This window comes from Burkholderia sp. AU30280 (genome assembly GCF_020420125.1).
GTDB lineage: Bacteria > Pseudomonadota > Gammaproteobacteria > Burkholderiales > Burkholderiaceae > Burkholderia.
Map to the genome: position 1 here is coordinate 274,336 of NZ_JAIZRY010000005.1, position 23,221 is coordinate 297,556.

Below are 23,221 nucleotides of genomic sequence, written 5' to 3' on the forward strand. Positions count from 1 at the left end.
ATTTATTTGTAAGCTTTCGTGCCGGCCCTCCGAAGATTCCCGGAGAGCCGCTTGCAGCTTGCCTGTGAAGCCGGCGAGTCTGGCAAGATAGCGCGTCATTTCGCTCGCTTCGTGTCCCGTTTAGTGCACCGGGCTCAACACCGAAGACGTGGGCGAACCCGAAGACTAAGCTATATCGTTCTAACTTAGTTATTTTCCATCAAACATTTTTTGACGACTACTTTTCGGCCTGCTATGGTTCCCCCCACTGAAAACTCGCGGTCGGCAGACGCTCCCGCCGCTCTGGGCAGCAAGATTCGCGCGTTGCGCCAACGACTCAAGCGCACGCTCGACGACACCGCTACCGCCGCGGGGATTTCGAAGCCGTTTCTGTCTCAAGTCGAACGCGGGCTCGCGTCGCCGTCGCTGACATCGTTGGCCGGTATCGCGCACGCGCTCGGCGTGACGGTGCAGTACTTTGTGGATACGCCGAGCGAGGAACGCTCGGTTTGCCGCGGCGAGCAGCTGCGCTTCTTCGGGTTTGCCGATTCGGCGAACCTGTTCGCGAGGCTGACGAACGTATCCGAAGGGCGCCAGCTGGAGGCGATCCTCGTGAGGATGCCGCCGGGGCAGAAGCGGTCTGAGGTGACGACACATGCAGGAGAGGAGTTCCTGTATGTGATTGAAGGGGAAGTGTCGCTGACGCTGGAAGGCAAGACGTTCGTCCTGCAGGCCGGCGACAGCTCGCATTATCAGTCGACGGTCCCGCATAGCTGGGTCAACACCGCGAAGATCGAGTCGGTGGTGGTCTGGGTGGGTACGCCAAGGCTGTTCTAACGCACAGGTATTCCTTCGTTTCGAAGACGGAATGCCTGTCGAAAGAAACGTAAGGAATACTAAAATGCAATACGAGAATCACGGGCCTCCTCAATCGCTGCACCCGTCAGCGTCTCAAGCGTAAGCCGCGGCATCCGCCGCGCGACGCTCACCGAACAACCCTTCTCAAGACCGCCACGATGAAATCCTTGCATGCCATGTCGGCCGTGCTGGCCGCGCTCGCCCTGACGCCTGCCGCCCACGCCGTTACCGTTCCGTCGAACGTCACGCTCGCTCCTCAACAGGACCTGACGCGACAGGTGCCCGCCGAAGTCGAGTCGCTCGACCCCGCGCACATCGAGTCGTGGACCGGCAACACGATCGGCCTCGACCTGTTCGAAGGGCTGGCCCGCATCGATGCGGCAGGCCAGGTCGTGCCGGGCGTCGCGCTGTCGTGGGAGCGAAAGACGCCGCAGACGTGGATCTTCAAGCTTCGCCACGACGCGAAGTGGAGCAACGGCCAGCCGGTGACGGCCGCCGATTTCGTCTATGCGTGGCAGCGCCTCGTCGATCCGAAGACGGGCTCGAAATACACGATCCTCGTCGAGTTCGTGAAGAACTCGAAGGACATCATCGCCGGCAAGGCCGCGCCGTCGACGCTCGGCGTGCGTGCGATCGACCCGTACACGCTCGAGGTGACGACCGACGTGCCGGTCGCGTTCTTCCCGGAGCTGACCGCGATGGTGCCGCTCGCGCCGGTGAACAAGGACACGGTGACGAAGCTCGGCGACGCATGGACGCGCCCGGGGAACATCGTCAGCAACGGCGCGTTCCAGCTGGTCGACTGGCAGCCGAACAACCGCATCGTGATCTCGAAGGACGCGAAGTACTGGAACGCGCCGAAGGTCGTGATCAACAAGGTCACGTACCTGCCGATCGAGAGCGACGAGACCGCGATGCGCATGTACCAGGCCGGCCAGATCGACTACAGCTACTCGATTCCGTCGGGGATCTTCCAGCAGGTCAGCAAGCAGTTCGGCGGCGAACTGCGCCAGGGCCTGCAGCTCGCGACGTACTACTACTACCTGAACAACAGCGATCCGGCGCTGAAGGACAAGCGCGTGCGCCAGGCGTTGTCGATGGTGCTCGATCGCGACGTGCTGACCTCGAAGCTCACGCAGGCCGGCGAAAAGCCGATGTACGGGCTGATGCCGAACGGCACGAAGGGCGTGCAGCCGTTCACGCCGGACTGGGCGTCGTGGCCGATGGCCAAGCGGGTCGACTACGCGAAGAATCTGCTGAAGCAGGCCGGCTACTCGGACGCGAAGCCGCTGTCGTTTACGCTGACCTACAACACCAACGACCTGCACAAGAAGGTCGCGCTGTTCGCCGCGTCGGAATGGCGCACGAAGCTCGGCATCAACACCAAGCTCGAGAACGTCGAGTTCAAGGTGCTGATGAAGGAGCGGCATGACGGCAAGGTGCAGATCGCGCGCGACGGCTGGTTCGCCGATTACAACGACGCGATGACGTTCTTCGACCTGCTGCGTTGCGGCAGCGCGCAGAACACCGTCGGCTACTGCAACAAGCAGGCCGATGCGCTCGTCGACGAAGGCAACCAGAAGCTCGACGACAAGGCGCGTGCCGCGCTGCTCACGCAGGCACACGACCTCGCGCTGAACGACACGCCGATGGTGCCGCTGTTCCAGTACTCGGCCGACCGTCTCGTGAAGCCGTATGTGGGCGGCTACTCGCTGAAGAACGTGATCGACATGCGTGCTTCGCAGGACATGTACCTGATCAAGCACTGAGCGGAGCGATCATGCTGGCCTACGCACTGAGACGCACGTTGTGGGCGGTGCCGACGATCCTCGCGGTCGTCACCGTCTGCTACCTGCTGCTGCACTTCACACCCGGCGGCCCGTTCGATACGGAGAAGCAGCTTTCCGCGGCAACGCTCGCGAACCTGAACGCGAAGTACCACCTCGACCAGCCGCTGTGGAAGCAGTACCTGATGTACCTGAACGCGCTGCTGCACGGCGATCTCGGTCCATCGTTCCGCTATGTCGACTGGTCCGTGAACGATCTCGTGCGCAAGGCGCTGCCGGTGAGTCTCGGCGTAGGCGGCGTGTCGATCCCGATCTCGATCGGGCTCGGCGTGCTGCTCGGCACCGTCGCGGCCGTGCGCCGCGACAGCTTCATCGACCGCGTCGTGATGCTGATCGGCAACATCGGCAACGTCGTGCCGCCGTTCGTGCTCGGCCCGGTGCTCGTGTGGATCTTCGCGATCCTGCTGAAAACCTCGGCCGGCAACGGCTGGCTGCCGGCGGGCGGCTGGGGTGACGGCGGCTGGCAGTACCGGCTGCTGCCGATCGTGCTGCTGACCTTCATCAACATGTCGCTGCTCGCACGCGTGATGCGCGGCTCGATGATCGAGACGCTGTCGAGCAATTACATCCGCACCGCGCGCGCGAAGGGCCTGCCGGGCTCGACGATCGTGCTGCGCCACGCGCTGAAGCCCGCGCTGATGCCGGTCGTGTCGCTGTTCGGCACGGTCTGCATCTCGTCGATCACGGCGGCCGTCGTCACCGAATCGGTGTTCGCGCTGCCGGGGCTCGGGCAGCTCGTCGTGAACGGCGCCATCAATCGCGACTACACGCTGGTGCTCGGCCTCGTCGTGCTGACGACCGTCTGCGCGGTGCTGTTCAACCTGCTGGTCGACCTCGCGTACGCGTGGCTCGATCCGCGCATCCGTTATTGAGCGAGGCACAGCGATGACTCCGACTACTCCCGTCGTCGGCCTGCCCGTGCAGACCGACTCGCCGCCGCGTTCGCGCTCGCCGCTCGCGCTTGCGATGGCGCGCTTCCTTCACAACCGCGCGGCCGTGTTCAGCCTCGTGCTGCTCGCGCTGATCACGCTCGCATGCTTTGTCGGCCCGTGGCTGCTCGCGGCCGATCCCGCCGCGAGCGACTGGGGCTCGATCAGCCTGCCGCCGACCTGGGCGAACCAGCACTGGTTCGGCACCGACGAGCTCGGCCGCGACCTGCTGGTACGTACGCTGATCGGCGGCCGCGTGTCGATCGAGGTCGGCCTGCTCGGCACGCTCGTGTCGGGCCTGTTCGGCGTCGCCTGGGGCGCCACCGCGGGCTTCGCGGGCGGCCGCGTCGACTCCGTGATGATGCGCATCGTCGACATGATGTACGCGATCCCGTACCTGCTGATCGCGATCCTGATGATGACCTTGTTCGGCCGCTCGTTCATGCTGGTCGTGCTGACCATCAGCGCGTTCTCGTGGATCGACATGGCGCGTGTCGTGCGCGGCCAGACGCTGTCGCTGCGCAGCCGCGAGTTCGTCGATGCGGCGCGCGCGATCGGCGTGACGCCGACGTCGATCGTGCTGCGCCACATCGTGCCGAACCTGCTCGGCGTGGTCGTTGTGTATGCAACTGTTTCGGTGCCGGGCATCGTGCTGACCGAATCGGTGCTGTCGTTCCTCGGCCTCGGCGTGCAGGAGCCGATGACGAGCTGGGGCGTGCTGATCCAGGACGGCGCGCAGAAACTGGAATCGATGCCGTGGCTGCTGCTGGCTCCGGCCGTCATGCTTTGCGTGACGCTCTACTGCGTGAACTTCGTCGGCGATGGCCTGCGTGACGCGCTCGACCCGAAGGATCGCTGAAATGGCTGCACTGCTGGAAGTAGACAACCTCGGCGTGCGCTTCACGCGCAAGGACGCGCCGCCGGTCGACGCCGTGAGCGGCGTGTCGTTCTCGCTCGAAGCCGGCAAGACGCTCGGCATCGTCGGCGAATCGGGCTCGGGCAAGAGCCAGACCGTGATGGCGCTGCTCGGCCTGCTGGCCGGCAACGGCACGACGACGGGCGTTGCGCGCTATCGCGGCGACAACCTGCTCGAGATGGATACGCGCGCGCTGAACAAGGTGCGCGGCGACCGGATCGCGATGATTTTCCAGGATCCGATGACGTCGCTCAATCCGTTCCTGACGATTGAGCGGCAGATGACCGAGACGCTGCAGCTGCATCGCAAGCTGTCCCGCAGGGAGGCCACGAAGCGCGCGATCGAGGCGCTCGAATCGGTGCGCATTCCCGACGCGGCGCGCCGCATCCGCATGTATCCGCACGAGTTCTCGGGCGGCATGCGCCAGCGCGTGATGATCGCGATGGCGCTGCTGTCCGAGCCGGAAATCCTGATCGCCGACGAGCCGACCACCGCGCTCGACGTGACCGTGCAGGCACAGATCATCGACCTGCTGCGCGAGCTGAACCGCGAGCGCGGCACCGCGATCGTGCTGATCACGCACGACATGGGCGTGGTCGCCGGCCTCGCGGACGACGTGATGGTCATGTATGCGGGCCGCACCGTCGAATACGCGCCGGCCGAATCGATCTTCGCGGCGCCGTCGCATCCGTACACGATCGGCCTGCTCAACGCGCTGCCGCGCCTGACCGACGCGGACGACGCGCCGCTCGTCGCGATTCCCGGCAATCCGCCGATGCCCGGCGCCGCGCCGGCCGGCTGCGCATTCGCGAAGCGCTGCACGTATGCGGAAGAACGCTGCGGCGCGGCGCGCCCCGCGCTCGAAACCTATGGCGCCGCGGGTGCGGTGCGCGCGTGCCACCGCCCGGTGGCCGATCTGACGGGAGGTCTGCGATGAGTGTCGATGAACGCCGCCAAGCCGGCGCGACGGACGACACGCTGCTGTCCGTCGATGGTCTGAAAGTGCATTTCCGTGTGCCGCTCGGCGGCTATCCGTGGTCGCCGAAAGGCACGCTGCGCGCGGTCGACGGCGTGTCGTTCGACGTGAAGCGCGGCGAGACGGTCGGGCTCGTCGGCGAATCGGGCTGCGGGAAGTCGACGCTTGCGCGCGCGCTGATCGGGCTCGTGCCGATGACGGCCGGCGCCGTGAAATGGCGCGGCGAAGCCGTCGAGCCCGATCATCTGCGCGGCAACGCGATGCGGCGCGAAGTGCAGATGATCTTCCAGGATCCGCTCGCGTCGCTCGATCCGCGCATGACGATCGAGCAGGTCGTCGCCGAGCCGCTCGTCACGCACCAGGCCGGCCTCGGCCGCACCGAGGTGCGCCGCCGCGTGGTCGCGATGCTCGAGCGCGTCGGCCTGAACGCGCATCACCTGCTGCGTTATCCGCACGAATTCTCGGGCGGCCAGTGCCAGCGCGTCGGCATCGCACGCGCGCTGATCGGCGAGCCGAAGCTCGTGATCTGCGACGAACCCGTATCGGCGCTCGACGTGTCGATCCAGGCGCAGATCGTGAACCTGCTGCGCGACCTTCAACGCGAACTGTCGTTGTCCTATCTGTTCGTTGCGCACGATCTGGCGGTGGTGAAGGCCATCAGCCAGCGTGTGCTCGTGATGTATCTCGGCCGCGTGATGGAGTTCGGCACGCGGCATGACGTGTACGGCGTGCCGCAGCACCCGTACACGAAGGCGCTGCTCGATGCGGCGCCGACGCCGGAGCCGGCGCGCGAGCGTGCTCGCCGTCCGATGCTGCTGGCGGGCGAGATGCCCTCGCCGCTCAACCCGCCGTCCGGCTGCGCGTTCCGCACGCGCTGCCCGGTCGCGATCGAAGCGTGCGCGCAGGACGTGCCGCTGCCGGAAGTTCGGCAGGGGTCGGCCGCGCGTGTCGCGTGCATCCGCGCGGGTGTGGCGTGAGCTGAAGTGACGCAGCAAACATAACCTAGGCAGGTCAACAGGGGTAGGTGCGGCGCGAACGATCTTCGCGCCGCGGGTACAGGCGCGTCCTTAACCGGGCGCGCCGGGGGGCCGGGAGCGGATCGCAACCGGCGTGGACGATATCAACACAAGACGAGAATGACGATGAAAAAACAGAAAACGATCGGGACGGCATCGAAAATGCTGCTCGCATGGGGGTTGCCGGCACTCGCCGGTGTCTCGCTAACGGGCGTCGCGCACGCCGACGACGCGGCCCCCGCACCGCTGACGGTCGCACAGGCCGCACCTGGCACGACCGTTGCGCAGGCAACGACCCCGAACGCCATTGTCAACGCCGAAGCAACCCAGGCCGTTACGCCGCCCGATGAGCCGTCGGCGCAGTCGAAGTCGAAGGGCTTCATTGCCGACAGCCATCTCGACTTCCTGTTCCGCAACTATGCGGACGTGCTCGACGCCAAGGGCGGCCCGCATCGTCACGCGTGGGTCCAGGGCGCGATGGCGAACTTCGAGTCGGGCTATACGACGGGCCTGGTCGGTATCGGTTTCGACGCGTCGCTGTATGCGGCGCTGAAACTCGACGGCGGCCAGGGCGCCGGCAGCATGGTGCACATCGCGAAGGGCGGCGGTGGCGGCAACCAGCTCGCATGGGCCTATCCCGGCATCTACGACGTGAAGGCGCGCATTTCGAACACGGTGATCAAGTACGGTCTGCAGGCCGTCGACAACCCGTTCATGGAGCAGCACGACAACCGCGCGCTGCCGCCGACGTTCCTCGGCGCGACTCTCGTCAGCAATGAATTCAAGAACGTGATGCTCGAGGCCGGCAGCTTCACGAAGACCGACGCGCGCGGTCACACGACGCTCACCAACCTGACGACGCAATACGGCGGCACGCGCATCAACCGCCTGTCGTACGTCGGCGGCACGTGGGATTACTCGCCGAACGGCGAAATCGCGCTGTACGCGAACCAGGCTGACGACGTGTGGCACCAGTACTACGCGTCGGTGAAGCACAGCATCGGCAGCCCGCAGACGATCAAGTGGACGGGCTTCGGCAACGTCTACTCGACGCACGACACGGGCGATGCGCTGCAAGGCAAGATCAACAACAACGCGTACAGCCTGTCGCTGGCCGCGCAGCACGGCCCGCACGAGCTGCTGCTCGGCTTCCAGCAGGTGCTCGGCGACCAGTTCTTCGACTACCTGAACGAAACGAACGGCATCTTCCTGACCAACTCGATGGACGTCGACTACAACGCGCCGCACGAAAAGTCGCTGCAGCTGCGTTACACGTTCTACGGCAAGGAAGCGGGCCTGCCGGGCTTCAAGGCGATGGTCTGGGGCGTCACGGGCTGGGGGGCGGACGGCAGCGCGGGCGCGGCGAACGACCCGAGCAAGTCGAGCATCTACTGGAGCAACGGCGCGCCGGTGCAGGGCCGTCACCACGAGTTCGGCTTCATCCCGTCGTACACGTTCCAGAGCGGCAAGCTGAAGGACACGAAGGTCACGTTCATCGCAATGTGGCACGCCGGTTCGGCACACTACTCGGACGCGACGAACACCGAGTACCGCCTGGTCGTGAACCTGCCGCTGCACGCGTTCTGATCGCAGGGGGCGCATGCGCCCCCGCCTCGCACGGCCGGCCTTCGATCGAAACGATCAGGCCGGCTTGTGCAGCCCCGCGACCGGATCGTTCGCAGCGGGCATGTCTTCCATGAGCGACGTGAGCTGGCGGCCCGTATCGCGCCATGCATCGAGGCCGCCGCGCAGCGCGAGCGCATCGGTGAAGCCGGCGTCGAGCAGGCGCTTCGCCATCAACGCGGCCGTGAACTCGTTCGGGCACGAGCAGTACACGACGAACTTCTGCGTGAACGGATAGCGCTCGACGATGTCGCCGATCTGGCGTTCGTCCGCGAACTGCGCGCCGGGAATCGTGAACGGGTCGAGCTTGCGGTGCTCGGGCGAGCGCACGTCGAGGACCACCGGCGCGCCTGTATCGCGCAGCATCGCGTCGAGCTCGTCGACGCCGATCCGCGCGCTCGCGAGCTGGCGGATCAGTGCGCGGCGGCGCATCCAGCGGATCGCCGCGTACACCGCCAGCACCGCGACGGCCGCCAGCAGCGCCACGCGGCCGAGCTGGCCCGCACCGGCGAACAGCCAGTCGATCTGGCGATAGAACATCATCCCGATCACCAGCCCGACGATCGTCCACAGCGCGGCGCCGAGCGCATCGTAGCCGACGAACGTGCGATAGCGTGTGCCGAACGCGCCGGCCATCGGCACCGACACGAGCGACAGCCCCGGAATGAAGCGCGCGACGGCGAGCACGCGCACGCCGTAGCGGCCGAAGAAGCGTTCGGTTTTCTTCACGCAGCTGTCGCGCGACAGCGACAGCCGGCAGATCGTCTTCAGCGTCGTGCCGCCGAAGCGCCGGCCGGCGAGATACCACACGGTGTCACCGATCAGTGCGCCGAGCACCGACAGCGCGACCACCGTGACCAGTTGCGAGCCGATCATCGCCGGATGCATCGCGGACATCGCGCCGAACAGCACGAGCGTCGGCATCGCGGGCACCGGCAGCCCGATGGCTGCCGCGAGTACGTTGGCGAAGACGAGAAGCGGCCCGTATTGGGCGACGAGGTCGCGGAGGAGCATGACGGCTGGCCGAAGTGAAAACGCGTGCGGAAGGCACGCAGATGGGCCGATTATCGGCCTTTTTCAAGTCAGCGGCGGGAATAACGCAAAGCGCCTGACGGCGGCAGGGGGATGTCGGTGAGCCGGCAACCTGCGTGCGGCTCACCGTCCGAAATCCAATCAGGAGGAGGTGCGGGCGAGCGACGCTGCGCCGTGGTTTTCGCCGGGCAGCTCGGCGCCGTGCGAGCGGATCGCCGCGATCAGTTCGGCCGGCGTGATCTCGTAGCGGACTTCGCGGTGGATGCCGGGCTTGCGTTCGTCGATCTCGATCAGCAGCACGCTCTTGCCGTCGCCGGTTGCTTCGAGCCGGAGCGAGCGCAATTCGCGGCCGTCGGCCGGGTCGTGTTCGGTGAGCAGGGTCATTGCCCCGGATGAGCCGGTAGTGCGCATCGAACCTATCCTCGTATCGTGGATGCCGTCGTGGTGAAGATGTCTTTGTTGAATACAGCTTGACGCAGTTTAACGCGAACGGGCCGCAATTCGGAGCATTTTCGTGGGGCGAAATGAGGGCTGAAGCACCGATCCTTCTGATGTTTGAGCCGCGCGGGGCGGGCGTTTGCGCCGGATCGGGCGCAAGCGCGGCCGGCGCCTGACCCCGTTCGCGGCCGGGCCGGCCCGGGCGGCGACACGCGGCGCAACGCGGGTCGCCGCGGCGGCATCAGAAGCGGTCGGCAAGCCCCATCGCCGGGTCGCTGACCGAGCGGCGGCCGGTTTCGACGCGGCGCGAGAAACTTGTGCCGCTGTCCGCGATGACGATGAAGTCGTACCCGTGGCCGGTTGAGTCGAGTTTCCGGTGCAACTCGGCCTGGTCGCCGGCGCGCACCGTGACCGTCCACGTGGTACCGGTGCCGTGATCGTGGCCGCGACCCTGGCTGTTGCCGGCATCGTTGCCGTGGCCATGACCGCGATCGTCGTGTGCGCCGCGGCCGGACGGCGGCCCGTAGACCGGGTTCGACTTCATGGTGAAGCGCACCGTGCCGTCGCCGTGGTTGCGCAGCCGCGGATGGAGGTTGCCGCTCGCGCCCGCAGAGCCGACGCGCACTTCCGGATGCGGCGCGCGTGTACCGGCCAGGCGGCCGAGGTCGCCGGCGAAGCGGCGGTGACAGCCATTCGGGCACAGTACCCACAGGTCATATTTACCGCCATGGTCGGCGCCCGCGGCCCAGTCGCCGTGCAGTGTCTTGTCCGGTTCGATGACGTAGCGCTGCGGCAGGCGGTCGAGCTGCAGCGAGTCATCGACGTGGAACATGGCGGCGGCGCGTCCCGTGTTCGCGAACTTCAGCGCGCGACGGGCGCACGCCGGTCGCCTGCGCGGGCAGCGACGGCGCGGCCGGCGGCACGATCTTCGGCGCGGCCTGTTGCGCGGCGCTCAACGCGTCGACCTGGCTTTTCGTCGAACGGCCCGCGAGCGTCGGCAGCGGTTCGTGGTTCGGCGAGCGGAAGTTGAACGCGCTCGTCAGGTCGCCGCACACCGCGCGGCGGTACGTGCCGATCCGCGGCTCCGCGACGCCGAAGCGTTTTTCGAGGAAGCGCAGCGTCGACGTATGGTCGAACACCTGCGAGTTGACCCAGCCGCCGCGGCTCCACGGCGACACCCCCCACATCGGCACGCGCGGGCCCGGCGCATGCCGGATTGGGCGGCGCCCAGTCTAGGGAGGTGGCGTGACGGCGACGTGATGAAGACATGACATCGCATGTCGCGCGCGTGACGTTGCGTACGCAACGATCGATCGGAAAGCGATGCGCGACGGAAGCGGGTCGGGAATTACCGATTGCAGTGTGCGGAATCGGTCGGATTTTTCCTGTTCGCGGTGGCGTGGCGCGATCGCGTGTCGTTGCGGGTGCAACGGCATCGCATGACACCCGTGTTTCAAATGCGTGAAATCGGATAAGCTCGATCTGTTGCTGCGCACGTGCGCAGTCCGCGCGACTGGCGCGACTTTTCGGAACCGGCCCACCCATGACCGACATCACGATCCGGCACAGCGAGACGCGCGACGTCGACGCGATCCGGCAGATCGCCGCGCATCCCGCGGTGTACGCGAATACGTTGCAGTATCCGTTTCCGTCGCTCGAGAAATGGCAGAAGCGGCTCGAAGGCGCACGCGAGCACGGCGTGAGCCTCGTCGCCGAAATCGACGGCGCGGTGGTCGGCCATCTCGGCCTGCATCCCGAACAGAATCCGCGCCGGCGTCATGCGGCGGGGCTCGGCATGATGGTCGACGCGGCGTATCACGGGCGCGGCGTCGGCAGCCGGTTGCTCGCGGCCGCGATCGACCTCGCGGAAAACTGGCTGAACATCACGCGTCTCGAGCTGACCGTGTTCACCGACAACCGCGCGGCGATCGCGCTCTACGAGAAGCATGGCTTCCGGATCGAGGGTGAATCGCCGGGCTATGCATTGCGCGACGGCGTGCATGCGTCCGTGTATCACATGGCGCGGATCAAGGCGCGACAGTGAAGGCTCGGCCGACGCGTATCCGACAGCGCGTGCAGCCGCGATGCCGCGCGTCATATTCATTCGAGAATTCGTTCGTTTTCTCCCGGCTGTGCCCGTCGTATCGTTGAACGATTTGCCGGGCGCCGCGGCCGGCGTGCGCTTTTCCGTAACGATCCTGCGCGGCGTTGCACGCCGGCCGGCTTCATCGTCACCGCGTCATGGCTGTTAATTCAAAGCCATCGCTTCGCGCGCCGCGCCTTCCCGCAACCGTCTCTTTCAACGGACCCGCTTCGATGAAAACCGCTCTCCGCAATCTGACTGCCGCCTGCCTGCTCGCCGCCGCGGGTGCGACGTTTGCCGCTGCTACGCCCACTACCCCGGTGGCGAGCGCATCGTCTGATGGCGCGCACCTGCCGCCCGGCATCGCGTGGCAGCACGGCGATGTCGACGCCGCCTTCGCGTTGGCGAAGCGCACCGGCAAGCCGCTGCTGCTCTACTGGGGCGCGGTGTGGTGCCCGTCGTGCAACCAGGTGAAGTCGACGATCTTCAGCCAGCAGGCATTCAAGGCCCGCTCGTCGTTCTTCGTGCCCGTGTATCTCGACGGCGATACCGAAAGCGCGCAGAAGCTCGGCGAGCGCTTCAAGGTGCACGGCTATCCGACGATGATCCTGTTCCGTCCCGACGGCACCGAAGTGACGCGGCTGCCGGGCGAAGCCGATCTCGATCGCTACATGCAGGCGCTGTCGCTCGGGATGACGGCCGCGCACCCTGTGCGGCAGACCCTCGCGACCGCGCTGAAGAATGGCGCATCGCTGACGCCGGACGAATGGCGCCTGCTGGCCGACTATTCGTGGGATACCGACGGCGCGCTGCCGGTGGCGGCGGATCGCGTCGCCGAGACGCTGCAGTCGCTCGCGCAACGCGCGCGGGCGGCCGGTGCGAAGGCCGAATCGGCGCGCTTCGCGCTGAAGTCGACCGTGGTCGCCGCGTCCGACGATCCGGCGCAGGCCGGCGCGCTCGACAAGACGTCGCTTGCCGGTTCATTGCGCACGGTGCTGCAGGATCCTGCGTTGTCGCGCGCCGATTCGGACGTGCTGGTTGCGGCGCCCGCGCGTGTGGTCGCGTACCTCGGCGGGGACGACGCGCAGCGCGCGAAATTGCGCGGCGCGTACGACGCGGCGCTTGCGCGCCTGTCGACCGATACGACGCTGTCGTCGATCGACCGGCTGATGGCGCTGCACGGCCGCGTACTGCTCGCGCGCGGCGATGCACGCAAGGGGGCACCGCTGGCCGCGCCGGCACTGGCCGATACCGTCCGCAAACAGATCGCCACGTCGGTGCAGGGCGCCGCGAATGCGTACGAGCGGCAGGCGCTCGTCAGCGAAGGCGCGGACACGCTGACCGACGCAGGGCTGTACGACGAGTCGGATGCGTTGCTGAAGGCCGAGTTGCCGCGCTCGTCCACGCCGTACTACTTCATGTCCGGGCTGGCCGCGAATGCGAAGGCGCGCGGCGACAAGGCCGCGGCGCTCGACTGGTACCGCAAGGCATATGACTCGGCGAGCGGGCCGGCGACGAAGCTGCGCTGGGGCGCGACCTACTTTGCGAATGCGGTCGAACTGGCGCCGGACGATTCGGCGCGCATCGAAGGGATCGCCGCGAGCGTGCTCGCGCAGGCCGACAAGACGCGCGACGCGTTCTACGGCGCGAACCTGCGCGCGCTGACCAAGGTCGTCACGCAGTTGAACCGCTGGCGCGGCAGCGGTGCACACGATGCATCGGTCAGGTCGATCGCGAAGCAGTTCGACGGCATCTGTGGGAAACTGCCCGCCGGCGATCCGCAGGCAAGCGCCTGCGCGCGCCTGATCCAGCCGGTCAAGGCATAGCATCCGGTGGCGCTGCGCAGGCTTTCGGGATGCCGTCCGGCGCTTTTCCCGATACCCACGAGGCCACCGACACCATGCCCCACCTGACGCTCGAATATTCCGCGAACCTCGACGGGTTCGACGCCGGCGCGACCCTGCGCGCGCTCAACGCCGGGCTTGCCGCGTCCGGCCATTTCGACGAACGCGACATCAAGAGCCGCGCGCTGCGGTTCGATACGTTCGCGGTCGGCACGTCGTCCGCGCCGCGCGCGTTCGTCCACGCGAAGCTCGCGGTGCTGAGCGGCCGGACGACCGACGTCAAGCGCGAACTGTCGGAGCAGGTGCTGGCGGAACTGAAGCGGCACGTCGTCGCGCCGCCCGGCACGCACCTGCAGCTGTGCGCGGAAATACTCGAACTGGAACGCGAGTCCTACGCGAAAGCGAGCATCGAGCCGCGCTGAGCGGGCGGCGCGGTGCGCGCTGCGCGGGCCGGGAACGTGGCGCTGACGCGCACGCAGCCGGCGGATGCGAAACCGGGCTATTGGCCCGTGGCGTACGCGCCGCGATTGCCGTAACCGGCGCCCGTGGCCCGCGGCGCACCCTGCTGCCGGGCGATCTTCGCCTCGGCGGCCTGAATGCTGGCCGGGTAGAACCAGTCGCTCGGCTGGAAGCCGGCCTTTCTCAATGCAGCCACTTCAGCATGAACTTCGGCCCGTGTGAGCGGCTGGTTGGCTTGCGCGTGCGCGGCGAGGGGAGCGGCGAATGCGGCAGCCAGGGCGATGGTGCGGATCAGTGGATTCATGAGCGGATACCTCCAGGTTTTCGACGGCGCCGATCGCGTACGGCGACCGTCGAAAGCAGTGTAGGCCTCGCCCGATTCGCGAAAAATGCCGCTACGCCCAACGTAGTGTTCTGCTGCGGACAACAATGCGTGAGCCGGCGAGAGCGCCTGGACGGCGTCCGGCAAAAAGGGGGGAGCGGAGGAGACGCCGGCCGCATGTGCGCAGCCGGCGGACAGCGGCCCGGAGGTGGGCCGCTGGGGCGGGTGTTACACGAGCCCCGTCGTGTAGTACACGGCGATCACGAAGAATACCGCGAGCGTCTTGATGATCGTGACCGCGAAGATGTCGCGATACGACTCGCGGTGCGTGAGACCCGTGACCGCGAGCAGCGTGATCACCGCGCCGTTGTGCGGCAGCGTGTCCATGCCGCCGCTCGCCATCGCGACGACCCGGTGCAGCACGTCGAGCGGGATATTGGCGGCCTGCGCACCCTTGATGAACAGGTCCGACATCGCGGCGAGCGCAATGCTCATGCCGCCCGACGCCGAGCCCGTGATACCGGCGAGCGAGCTGACCGACACGGCCGCGTTGACGAGCGGGTTCGGGATGCTTTTCAGCGCATCGCCGACGACCAGGAAGCCCGGCAGCGCGGCGATCACGCCGCCGAAGCCGTATTCCGACGCGGTGTTCATCGCGGCGAGCAATGCGCCGCCGACGGCAGCTTTCGAGCCGGCTGCGAAGCGGTCGCTGACGCGATTGAACGCGGTCAGTACGACCAGCACGATGCCGAGCAGCAGCGCGGCCTCGACCGACCAGATCGCGACGACGGTCTTGATCGACGTCGTCACCGGCGTGTGCACGCCCGGCAGCACGTCCGGCGCGACCGTGTACGACGCGGCGCCGTACCACTGCGGGATCAGCTTCGTGAACGCGAAGTTCGACACGCCGACGAGGATCAGCGGCAGGATCGCGAGCGCCGGGTGCGGCAGCGACGTCGCCTCGACGCGCTCCGGCTCGTTGACGAGGGACGTGCCGTAGCCTTCGCCCTTCGCCATCGCCGAGCGGCGGCGCCATTCGAGATACGTGAGGCCGACGACGACGATGAACAGCGAGCCGATCGTGCCGAGTGCCGGCGCGGCCCACGCGGTCGTCTTGAAGAACGTGGTCGGGATGATGTTCTGGATCTGCGGCGTGCCGGGCAGCGAATCCATCGTGAACGAGAACGCGCCGAGCGCGATCGCGCCGGGCATCAGCCGTTTCGGGATGTTGCTCTGGCGATAGAGTTCGGCCGCGAACGGATAGACCGCGAACACCACGACGAACAGCGACACGCCGCCATAGGTGAGCAGCGCGCACACCGCGACGATCACCGCATTCGCGCGCGAGCGGCCGATGTAGCGGATCGCCGCATGAACGATCGATTCGGAGAACCCGGAGAGTTCGATCACCTTGCCGAACACGGCGCCGAGCATGAATACCGGGAAATACAGTTTGACGAAGCCGACCATCTTCTCCATGAAGATGCCGGAGAAGACCGGTGCGACGGCGGCGGGTTCGGTCAGGAGCACCGCGCCGAGTGCGGCGATCGGCGCGAACAGGATCACGCTGTAGCCGCGATACGCGGCGTACATCAGGAACGCCAGCGCGGCGAGGACGATCACGAAAGACAAGGGGAGTCTCCTAATGGCTTTGATAGTTGTTCGATCGCGCGACGCGTCGCGGACCGGCTCAGGTTCGTGCAGGTTTCGTGCCATCGGCCGGATTGCGCCGCCGGACGTGGGTCCGCCGGAGACCGGAGGGCCCGCGCCGGTCGTTGTCTGAGGATTCTACATAAAACGTCTCCATCCGGAGACGAAATGGCCGTCCGGCCAGCCCGTCGAATCGGGCAGGGCTTTCCCGGACAACGCCTTGCGGCATGTCTCCAGAGTGAGATAATCCGTCTCGTTCTGGAGACAACCGGTCGAAAATACACGGAGACGAAGACACGATGATGAACGACTGGGCCCGCCTGCCCGTCAACTACGGCGACGTGCTGCGGCGCGCCGCCGAGTCGCTGTTCCGGACCTTCGAGGATTCGAGTGCGGGCACGGTGGTCGTCGATCGCGATGCGCGCGTCGTGTGGATGAACGAGCGGTACGCGGCGCGCTTCGGTTTCGCCGATCCGCAGCAGGCCGTCGGCCTCGACTGCGAGGCCGTGATCCCGAACAGCCTGATGCGCGAGGTCGTCTCGACCGGGCAGCCGATCCTGCTCGACATCATGGAGACGGGCCGCGAGCCGCTCGTCGTCACGCGCCTGCCGCTGAAGAACGAGGCGGGCGAGACGGTCGGCGCGATCGGCTTCGCGCTGTTCGACCAGTTGAAGACGCTCACGCCGATCTTCTCCCGCTACGCACAGCTTCAGCAGCAACTGATCGCGACGCAGCGATCGCTTGCGCAGGCGCGCCGCGCAAAATACACGTTCGCGAGCTTCGTCGGCACGAGCGCCGCGAGCCTCGAAACCAAGCGCCAGGCGCGCCGCGCCGCGCAGGTCGATTCGCCGGTGCTGCTGCTCGGCGAGACGGGCACCGGCAAGGAGCTGCTCGCGCATGCGATTCACGCGGCGTCGGCGCGCGCGCTCCAGCCGCTCGTGACCGTCAACGTCGCCGCGATTCCCGACACGCTGCTCGAAACCGAATTCTTCGGCGCGGCGCCCGGCGCCTACACGGGCGCAGATCGCAAGGGGCGCGTCGGCAAGTTCGAGCTGGCCGATCGCGGCACGCTGTTTCTCGACGAGATCGGCGACATGCCGCTGCCGCTGCAGGGCAAGCTGCTGCGCGTGCTGCAGGACAAGGAATTCGAGCCGGTCGGCTCGAACCGGATCGTGCGCGCGGACGTCCGGATCATCGCTGCCACCAGCGCTGACCTGCCGGCGCTGGTCGCGGCCGGGCGTTTTCGCGCGGATCTCTATTACCGGCTGAACGTGCTGACGATCCACGCGCCGCCGCTGCGCGAGCGCGCGTCCGACATCGCGGCGCTCGTCTACGCGACGCTCGAGGAGCTGGCCGCGCAGCACGGGCGCGCCGCCCATTGCGAGCTGACCGACGATGCGCTGCGGATGCTGTGCGCGTATCCGTGGCCGGGCAACGTTCGCGAGTTGCGCAATACGCTCGAACGCGCGCTGATGCTGTCGGACCGGTCGGTGATCGATGCGCGCGCGCTCGCGCCGTTCCTTGGGCCGGTGCGCGTATCGATGGAGAGTGCCGTACCGGCTCGGCCGCTGGCCGCGTCGCCGGTCGAACGGCGCGCGGGCGAGGTGCCTGCCGCGCCGGCCGCCTCGTATGCCGATGCATTGGCGGCGTGGGAGCGCCAGTTCCTGACCGATGCGCTCGCGGCCTGCGACGGAAAGGTGGTGGAAGCGGCCGCGCGCATCGGGATCGGCCGCGCGACGCTGTACAAGAAACTGGCGGCGCTGGGCATCGACCGGTAAGCCGATCGGCAAAACCGACGCGCTTCGACGCGAAGCATCGAACAGGAGATCACGATGAAACGGATCGGCATCGCGGCTTGGCTGACCCTATTGCTGGCGACCTCCGCGTTCGCGCAGTCCGGCGACACCGACGCGCCCGAGGCGCGGCGCAACTGGTACAACGATCCGTTCATCGCGCTGTCGCGGGACGTGGCCGAATGCCCGTTGCCGCTCGGCCCATGGATGACCCGGGCCGAGATGACGGACGACGCGCATTACCGCGCCGAACGCGGCACCACCTGCTGGCTCGCGCATCGCTGCTCGAAGCCGAATTCTTATATGTATGACGCACCGATCGCCGACGCCGTGAAGGCGCACTTCGCCGGCTCCGATCGGCTGCATGGCACGAGCTTGTGGATCACGGTGCAGCGACGTTTCATCTATGTCGAAGGATGTGCCGACACGGCGTTCGATCGGCAGGCGTTGCAGCGCGAACTCGAGGCGCTTCCCGACGTCGAGCAGGTGTTCGTTCGCATCACCGACGATCCGAGCAAGAGCTTGCCGTACAAGGCGCGCGGGCAACCCGGCCGTACGCCGAACTGACGGCCGAACGGCTGCGCATGGCATACTCGCGACATTCAAAAAAAGGTTGACGGGAACAACGATGAAACACATGCTTGCGTCGGTCTGTCGGCGGCCTCGGGCGGCCATCGTGTTGGCACTGGTTGCAGGGCTCGGCGGGTGTGGCGGCAGCGCGCCGCTGTTCACTTCGGACGGGCGTCCGACTACCCAGGTGCAATGCACCGGTAGCGACTGGAGCAATTGCACGGACAACGCCCGGGCGATCTGCAACGGGGATTTCGAAGTGCTGCAGCAATCGAGTGATGACGGCACGCGAAATCTTCTCTTCGCGTGCAAGAAGAAGAGCGGTTATTGATCCCGAGATAACCCGCCGAGGAAACCACGATCGGGCGAAGCGTTTTACTGTTGGCTGAGAGTCATCTATTTTTCACGAATAACACTCACGGAGTCCCATCGATATGGCGACCTACAGGCAACTGACCGTGCAGCTCGAACGGCTTCAGCAAAAGATCGACAAGGAACGCGAAAAAGCGATTGCCGATGCGATTGCCGATATCCGCGCGAAAATCGAGGAATACGACATCACGCCGGAAGAGCTCGGGTTTCGTCCGGTGAGCGCGGCCGCTGCCAGAGCAAAGCCGAAGCGTACGTCGCCGCCGAAATACCTGAACCCGAAGACGGGCGAAACGTGGAGTGGCCGCGGGCGCGCGCCGACGTGGCTCGGCAAGAACCGCGCACGTTTCCTGATCAAGGACTGACTCCCGAAAAACCTCACCTTTCGCGTACTGACTGACGGTGCGAACGGCCATGCGGCCGTCGCACCGTTTTGTTTTTGTGCATTCCCGGCGCGATTCCCGATGGCGTATTGAACGGCGACGCCGCGCAATTAACGAATCACGTTTTGCGTATTCGCTGCGATTCGACGGCATATCGCGGCGAATTCCGGTAAACAGCCGTGCAATTGCGCAGCACATGCGCATTGGCCTGCGCCATTCTCGTGGTGCGCGCGTGCAGCGAATTCCGATCACCTTTCGCGTGTTTGCGCGTGGCGCCGTGCATTTCCCGAAGATACTCACCATGGCTCCTGTAAATCCTCACCTTTGAGGAAGCGGACGCAGCGTCGCGCCGCATGCCTGCACCGTGCGCGCCGATGGCTTCCGTGCTCGTGTCGCAGGCCCATGGTGCGGGCGTTGACGTGGGTCGAACAGTCGGCCGTTCGGCATATAGGCAGCCGCATGCGCTTCGCCTATGCTTGGGGTTCGCGTCGATCGGCGTACGGCCTGTGCGTGCCGCATGCCGATCGGGTCGTCTTTCGTTACCGCAGGGAGCCGATGTGACCGTTCGCCATCTCGACGCGTTGTTCCAGCCCAAGTCCGTTGCGGTCGTCGGCGCGTCGTCGCGCGCGGGCAGTATCGGCGCGATGGTGTGGTCGCGCGTGCTCGACGGTGCCTTCGAGGGGCCCGTGTGGCCCGTCAATCCGAAGTATCGTGACCTGCACGGGCATCCGGTCGTTGCCGATGTCGACCGCTTGCCCGCGCCGCCGTCGGTGGCCGTGATCTGCACGCCGCCCGCGACCTGGGCCGGCATCGTGCGCAAGCTCGGCGAGCTCGGCACGCGCGCCGCGGTGATCGTCGGCGAGGCGCGCACCGACGCCGATCGCGCCGCGCTCGATCGCACGCTGAAGGCGGCGAAGCCGTTCGTGCTCCGTATCGTCGGGCCGGGCAGCCTCGGCGTGCTGTCGCCTGCGCGGCATGCGCATTTCGGCGCGCCGGCCTACACGGCGCGATCGGGCGGCGTCGCATGGGTGTCGCAATCGAATGCGCTGACGAACGCGGTGCTCGGCTGGGCCGATGCGCGGGGCCTCGGCTTTTCGCATGTCGTCGCGCTCGGCGGCGAGTCCGATGTCGATGCGGGCGACGTGCTCGACTATCTCGCGAGCGACCCCGGCACGCGCGCGATCCTGCTCGAACTCGATACCGTGCGCGCCGCGCGCAAGTTCATGTCGGCCGCGCGCGCGGCCGCACGCAACAAGCCGGTGCTCGCATTGCGCACCGGCCGCGCGGATCCCGGCGACGCACTCTATACGGCGGCGTTCCAGCGCGCGGGGATGGTGCGTGTGGATGCGCTCGACGATCTGCTCGACGAGATCGAGACGCTCGGCGTCGGCCGCGTCACGGCGCGCGGCGCGGCCACGCTCGTGACGAGTGATGCGGGTGTCGCGAAACTCGCGGTCGATGCGGTGGCCGAGGTACGCGACGTGCTGGCCGACTGGTCGCCCGCGGCCACGTCGGCCGTGTCGGCTGCGCTGCCGCATCTCGCGTCACCCGGCAATCCGCTGGCGCTGGGCGACGATGCGCGCCCCGAGCATTTTGCCGCGGCGCTCAAGGCGCTCGCGCCGTTCCCGCAAACAGGCACGCTGTTCGTCGTCCATTCGACTTCCCACAGCGCGCCGGCCGATGCGGTTGCGCGCGCGCTGATCGAATCACGGCAGTACGCGCATCGCGGCATCCTCGCGTGTTTCTTCGGCGCGGTCGACGCGGCGACGCGCGATGCACTGCACGCGAACGGCATTCCCGTGCATACCACGCCGAAGCGGCTCGCGCGCGCGTATGCGCGTCTCGTCGACTACAACCTCGGGCGGCAACTGCTGATGCAAACGCCGGAGGGTACGCCGCTGCAGCCGGCCGAGTGCGTTGCATCCGCGCAGGCCGATGCGCGCCGGATGGTCGAAGCCGGTCAGCATGAGATGACCGGCGAAGTCGCGCTGCGCTGGCTGTCCCATTTCGGCCTGCAGGGCGAGCCGGCCGTCGAGCCGGCCGGGAGGAAAGTCGTCGATGTCACCGTCGACATGTACGACGATTCGAACTTCGGCCCGGTGTTTCGCTATGCCGTGCCGCCCGCGGACGGCGTATCGGCGCCGTTCGTCGTCTATGGCCTGCCGCCGCTGAACACCGTGCTCGCCCGCGCGGTGATGGAGCGCTCGCCGTATGCACGCAGCACACCCATCGAGCCGACGCTCGACGCGTTGACGGCGCTGTCGCAGGTCGTCTGCGACGTGCGCGAAGTCGTTGCGATGTCGGTCACGCTGCGCGTGCTGTCCGACCGCGCGCAGGTGATCGCACCGCGCATCACGCTGGCGGCAGGGCGCAGCCGGCTCGCGATCATGCCGTATCCGCGTCACCTCGAGCAGACGCTCGAGTGGCACGGCGAGACGGTGACGATCCGCCCGATCCGTCCGGAGGACGAGGCCGCGCACAACGAACTGCTCGGCGCGATGACACCGGACGATCTGCGGATGCGTTTCTTCGGTGCGGTGCGCAGCTTCGATCATTCGCAGGTCGCGCGCATGACGCAGATCGATTACGACCGTGAGATGGCGTTCATCGTGTCGTTCACCGATGTGTCGGGGCGCGACCACACGCTCGCGGTGGTGCGCGCGGTAGCCGATCCCGACAACGAGACGGCGGAGTTCGCGATCGCGGTACGACCCGATCAGAAGGGCAAGGGGCTTGGCCGGCTGTTGATGACGCGCATCATCGACTACGCGCGCTCGCGCGGAACCGCATGGATGATCGGCGAGGCGCTGCGCGAGAACTCGGCGATGATCTCGCTGGCGAAGGCGTGCGGGTTTGCGGTGTCGACGACGGAAGAGCCGGGCGTCGTGGGCTTCAGGATGAAGTTGCAGCCGTAGCGGGTGCCGTCGGCGCGACGCACGGAGAGGCTGCATGCAGTCGACGCCTCCGCCTCCCGGCACGTTGTGGATGGTTTCAGACAGGAATGCAGGGCAGTCGAACCTGTCTGGCGAGCGAAGCAACCGCGAACGTGTCGGCGCCTGTTCGCAACGGAAATATCGACGCGCAAATGGCGCCGATCAGGCACCGCGAGACGCGTACCGCTCGGCGCGATATCCGTCCCGCGTCGCTGCTTTCCGCAAGGTGTCCGCACGCATTTACCACCGCATTCCACCCTCGAAAATTCGAACTTGCCCAAAAGGTGAGATTTTTCGGGAGCCGCCGGTGAGCTTCTCCGGGATGGCGGTGGTGAGCCGATACGGGAGCGCTCGGTGAGCCTTCCCGGGAAGCGCCGGTGAGTGTCTCCGGGAGGCATCGGGAAGCCTTTCCGGGGCGCATGGGTGAGGATCTGCGGGAAGTGTCGGTGAGAACATCCGGGAGACTCGGGTGAGGCTCTTCGGGAGTCTGGGTGAGCTTTTTCGGGAGGCTTGGGTGAGCGCCTGCGGGACGCCAAGGTGAGACTTTTCGGGAGCACCCGGACGCGCGGTTCCCGCAAGCGCAGCGCCGGCCAAGGCCGGCGTCACGCAGGGGGCGGGCACGCATGAACCGTGCCCGCGGCTACCTTCAGGCAGCGAGTTTCGATGCCGCGTCGTTCACCTGGTCGCGCGAAATCGCGAGTTCCTCGAGGTGCGGATCGGCATAGACGGCGCCGGTTTCGCGCTCGAGGCGGGCGATCGTCAGTGCACAGCGCGCGGTGTCCTTCGGCATCGCGATGAAGCGCTTGACCGATTCGCCGGACGTGAATGCTTCGAACAGCGCGCCGCGCACGTCGTCCGGAAGCGTCTTGGTCCACTGGTACGGCTTGCCGTTGAACGTGATCGACGGCGGCAGCGTGCGTTCCTTCTTGGTCGCTGTGATGAGCCCGTAGGTGCGGGCCGCGTCGCCGATCTGCTCGGGCGAGAAGAGTTCGTCGGGCGTGATGTCGAACTGCTCGATGTAGTTCTCGATCGCCTGCATTGCAGCGGCGCGATCGTCGCGCTTCTTTTGCGCGCGCGCGACGATATCGCGCAGCTCGTCCGCCTCTTCGGGCGTGATCGTGAAGCTTGCCTGCTTCTGCTGAAGTTCGGAGAAACGCTGGAATTCTTGATCGTTCAGAAGTTTGGCCATGACATCCATCGG

Annotated in this window: 21 protein-coding genes and 1 pseudogene; 16 read left to right on the forward strand and 6 right to left on the reverse strand. The window is 66.8% G+C overall.

The genetic code is table 11. From position 1 onward, the window contains the following. Window positions 1-234 precede the first annotated feature (234 nt). The 7 genes from LGN17_RS14070 (at window position 235) to LGN17_RS14100 (ending at window position 8,108) form a co-directional block, all read left to right on the forward strand. Window positions 235-816 carry a cupin domain-containing protein gene (locus LGN17_RS14070; RefSeq protein WP_175952685.1) on the forward strand — a complete coding sequence of 194 codons (582 nt, stop codon included), beginning with the start codon at window positions 235-237 and terminating at the stop codon, window positions 814-816. Between the two features lie 179 nt (window positions 817-995). Then, entirely contained in the window at window positions 996-2,606 is a 1,611-nt protein-coding gene (locus LGN17_RS14075) for a peptide ABC transporter substrate-binding protein (RefSeq protein WP_226197347.1), read from the forward strand. An 11-nt stretch (window positions 2,607-2,617) separates the two neighbouring features. Next, window positions 2,618-3,556, forward strand: coding sequence for an ABC transporter permease subunit (locus LGN17_RS14080; protein ID WP_175952683.1), 939 nt, complete (start codon window positions 2,618-2,620; stop codon window positions 3,554-3,556). Between the two features lie 13 nt (window positions 3,557-3,569). After that, entirely contained in the window at window positions 3,570-4,472 is a 903-nt protein-coding gene (locus tag LGN17_RS14085; protein ID WP_175952682.1) for an ABC transporter permease, read from the forward strand. Between the two features lies 1 nt (window position 4,473). Beyond that, complete coding sequence (locus LGN17_RS14090; RefSeq protein WP_226197348.1) at window positions 4,474-5,466, forward strand: ABC transporter ATP-binding protein; 993 nt, start codon at window positions 4,474-4,476, stop codon at window positions 5,464-5,466. Further along, window positions 5,463-6,482, forward strand: a complete 1,020-nt coding sequence (locus LGN17_RS14095; protein WP_226197349.1) for an ABC transporter ATP-binding protein — start codon at window positions 5,463-5,465, stop codon at window positions 6,480-6,482. Before LGN17_RS14090 ends, LGN17_RS14095 begins: the two co-directional genes overlap by 4 nt. 165 nt (window positions 6,483-6,647) lie before the next feature. Continuing rightward, window positions 6,648-8,108, forward strand: coding sequence for an OprD family porin (locus LGN17_RS14100; RefSeq protein WP_226197350.1), 1,461 nt, complete (start codon window positions 6,648-6,650; stop codon window positions 8,106-8,108). A gap of 54 nt (window positions 8,109-8,162) precedes the next feature. On the opposite strand, the gene LGN17_RS14105 is transcribed toward LGN17_RS14100, so the two are convergent. The 3 genes and pseudogenes from LGN17_RS14105 to LGN17_RS14115 form a co-directional block, all read right to left on the reverse strand. Then, window positions 8,163-9,158: a DedA family protein/thiosulfate sulfurtransferase GlpE gene (locus tag LGN17_RS14105; protein ID WP_226197351.1), complete on the reverse strand. Its 996-nt coding sequence runs from the start codon at window positions 9,156-9,158 to the stop codon at window positions 8,163-8,165. A 159-nt stretch (window positions 9,159-9,317) separates the two neighbouring features. After that, on the reverse strand, window positions 9,318-9,587 hold the full coding sequence (locus LGN17_RS14110; protein ID WP_011353737.1) for a hypothetical protein: 270 nt from the start codon (window positions 9,585-9,587) through the stop codon (window positions 9,318-9,320). A gap of 268 nt (window positions 9,588-9,855) precedes the next feature. Further along, window positions 9,856-10,825, reverse strand: a pseudogene (locus LGN17_RS14115) (phospholipase domain-containing protein); the annotation flags it as partial. Between the two features lie 332 nt (window positions 10,826-11,157). On the opposite strand from LGN17_RS14115, the gene LGN17_RS14120 reads away from it, so the two are divergent. The 3 genes from LGN17_RS14120 (at window position 11,158) to LGN17_RS14130 (ending at window position 13,963) form a co-directional block, all read left to right on the forward strand. Further along, window positions 11,158-11,658 carry a GNAT family N-acetyltransferase gene (locus tag LGN17_RS14120; protein WP_226197352.1) on the forward strand — a complete coding sequence of 167 codons (501 nt, stop codon included), beginning with the start codon at window positions 11,158-11,160 and terminating at the stop codon, window positions 11,656-11,658. 272 nt (window positions 11,659-11,930) lie between these two features. Next, window positions 11,931-13,523, forward strand: coding sequence for a thioredoxin family protein (locus LGN17_RS14125; protein WP_226197353.1), 1,593 nt, complete (start codon window positions 11,931-11,933; stop codon window positions 13,521-13,523). 74 nt (window positions 13,524-13,597) lie between these two features. Next, complete coding sequence (locus LGN17_RS14130) at window positions 13,598-13,963, forward strand: 5-carboxymethyl-2-hydroxymuconate Delta-isomerase (RefSeq protein WP_226197354.1); 366 nt, start codon at window positions 13,598-13,600, stop codon at window positions 13,961-13,963. 77 nt (window positions 13,964-14,040) lie between these two features. On the opposite strand, the gene LGN17_RS14135 is transcribed toward LGN17_RS14130, so the two are convergent. Together LGN17_RS14135 and LGN17_RS14140 are read right to left on the reverse strand one after the other, a co-directional pair. Further along, window positions 14,041-14,304, reverse strand: coding sequence for a DUF4148 domain-containing protein (locus tag LGN17_RS14135; protein WP_226197355.1), 264 nt, complete (start codon window positions 14,302-14,304; stop codon window positions 14,041-14,043). A 246-nt stretch (window positions 14,305-14,550) separates the two neighbouring features. After that, on the reverse strand, window positions 14,551-15,954 hold the full coding sequence (locus LGN17_RS14140) for a GntP family permease (protein ID WP_175952672.1): 1,404 nt from the start codon (window positions 15,952-15,954) through the stop codon (window positions 14,551-14,553). Window positions 15,955-16,271: 317 nt separating this feature from the next. On the opposite strand from LGN17_RS14140, the gene LGN17_RS14145 reads away from it, so the two are divergent. The 6 genes from LGN17_RS14145 to LGN17_RS14170 all read left to right on the forward strand — a co-directional run bounded on the left by LGN17_RS14145 (window position 16,272) and on the right by LGN17_RS14170 (window position 22,002). Continuing rightward, a complete protein-coding gene (locus tag LGN17_RS14145; protein WP_226197356.1) occupies window positions 16,272-17,750 on the forward strand; it encodes a sigma-54 interaction domain-containing protein in 1,479 nt (492 codons plus the stop codon). Between the two features lie 54 nt (window positions 17,751-17,804). Then, complete coding sequence (locus LGN17_RS14150; protein ID WP_226197357.1) at window positions 17,805-18,332, forward strand: BON domain-containing protein; 528 nt, start codon at window positions 17,805-17,807, stop codon at window positions 18,330-18,332. A gap of 61 nt (window positions 18,333-18,393) precedes the next feature. Further along, complete coding sequence (locus tag LGN17_RS14155; protein ID WP_226197358.1) at window positions 18,394-18,666, forward strand: hypothetical protein; 273 nt, start codon at window positions 18,394-18,396, stop codon at window positions 18,664-18,666. A gap of 103 nt (window positions 18,667-18,769) precedes the next feature. Continuing rightward, window positions 18,770-19,069, forward strand: a complete 300-nt coding sequence (locus LGN17_RS14160; RefSeq protein WP_226197359.1) for an H-NS family nucleoid-associated regulatory protein — start codon at window positions 18,770-18,772, stop codon at window positions 19,067-19,069. Between the two features lie 49 nt (window positions 19,070-19,118). Continuing rightward, the gene (locus LGN17_RS14165; protein ID WP_226197360.1) at window positions 19,119-19,415 is read left to right on the forward strand and encodes a hypothetical protein; all 297 of its coding nucleotides are present in this window, start codon (window positions 19,119-19,121) and stop codon (window positions 19,413-19,415) included. Window positions 19,416-19,644: 229 nt separating this feature from the next. Further along, on the forward strand, window positions 19,645-22,002 hold the full coding sequence (locus tag LGN17_RS14170; RefSeq protein ID WP_226197361.1) for a GNAT family N-acetyltransferase: 2,358 nt from the start codon (window positions 19,645-19,647) through the stop codon (window positions 22,000-22,002). Between the two features lie 664 nt (window positions 22,003-22,666). Here LGN17_RS14170 and LGN17_RS14175 read toward each other — a convergent pair. Continuing rightward, window positions 22,667-23,218, reverse strand: coding sequence for a hypothetical protein (locus tag LGN17_RS14175; RefSeq protein ID WP_034181621.1), 552 nt, complete (start codon window positions 23,216-23,218; stop codon window positions 22,667-22,669). Window positions 23,219-23,221 lie beyond the last annotated feature (3 nt).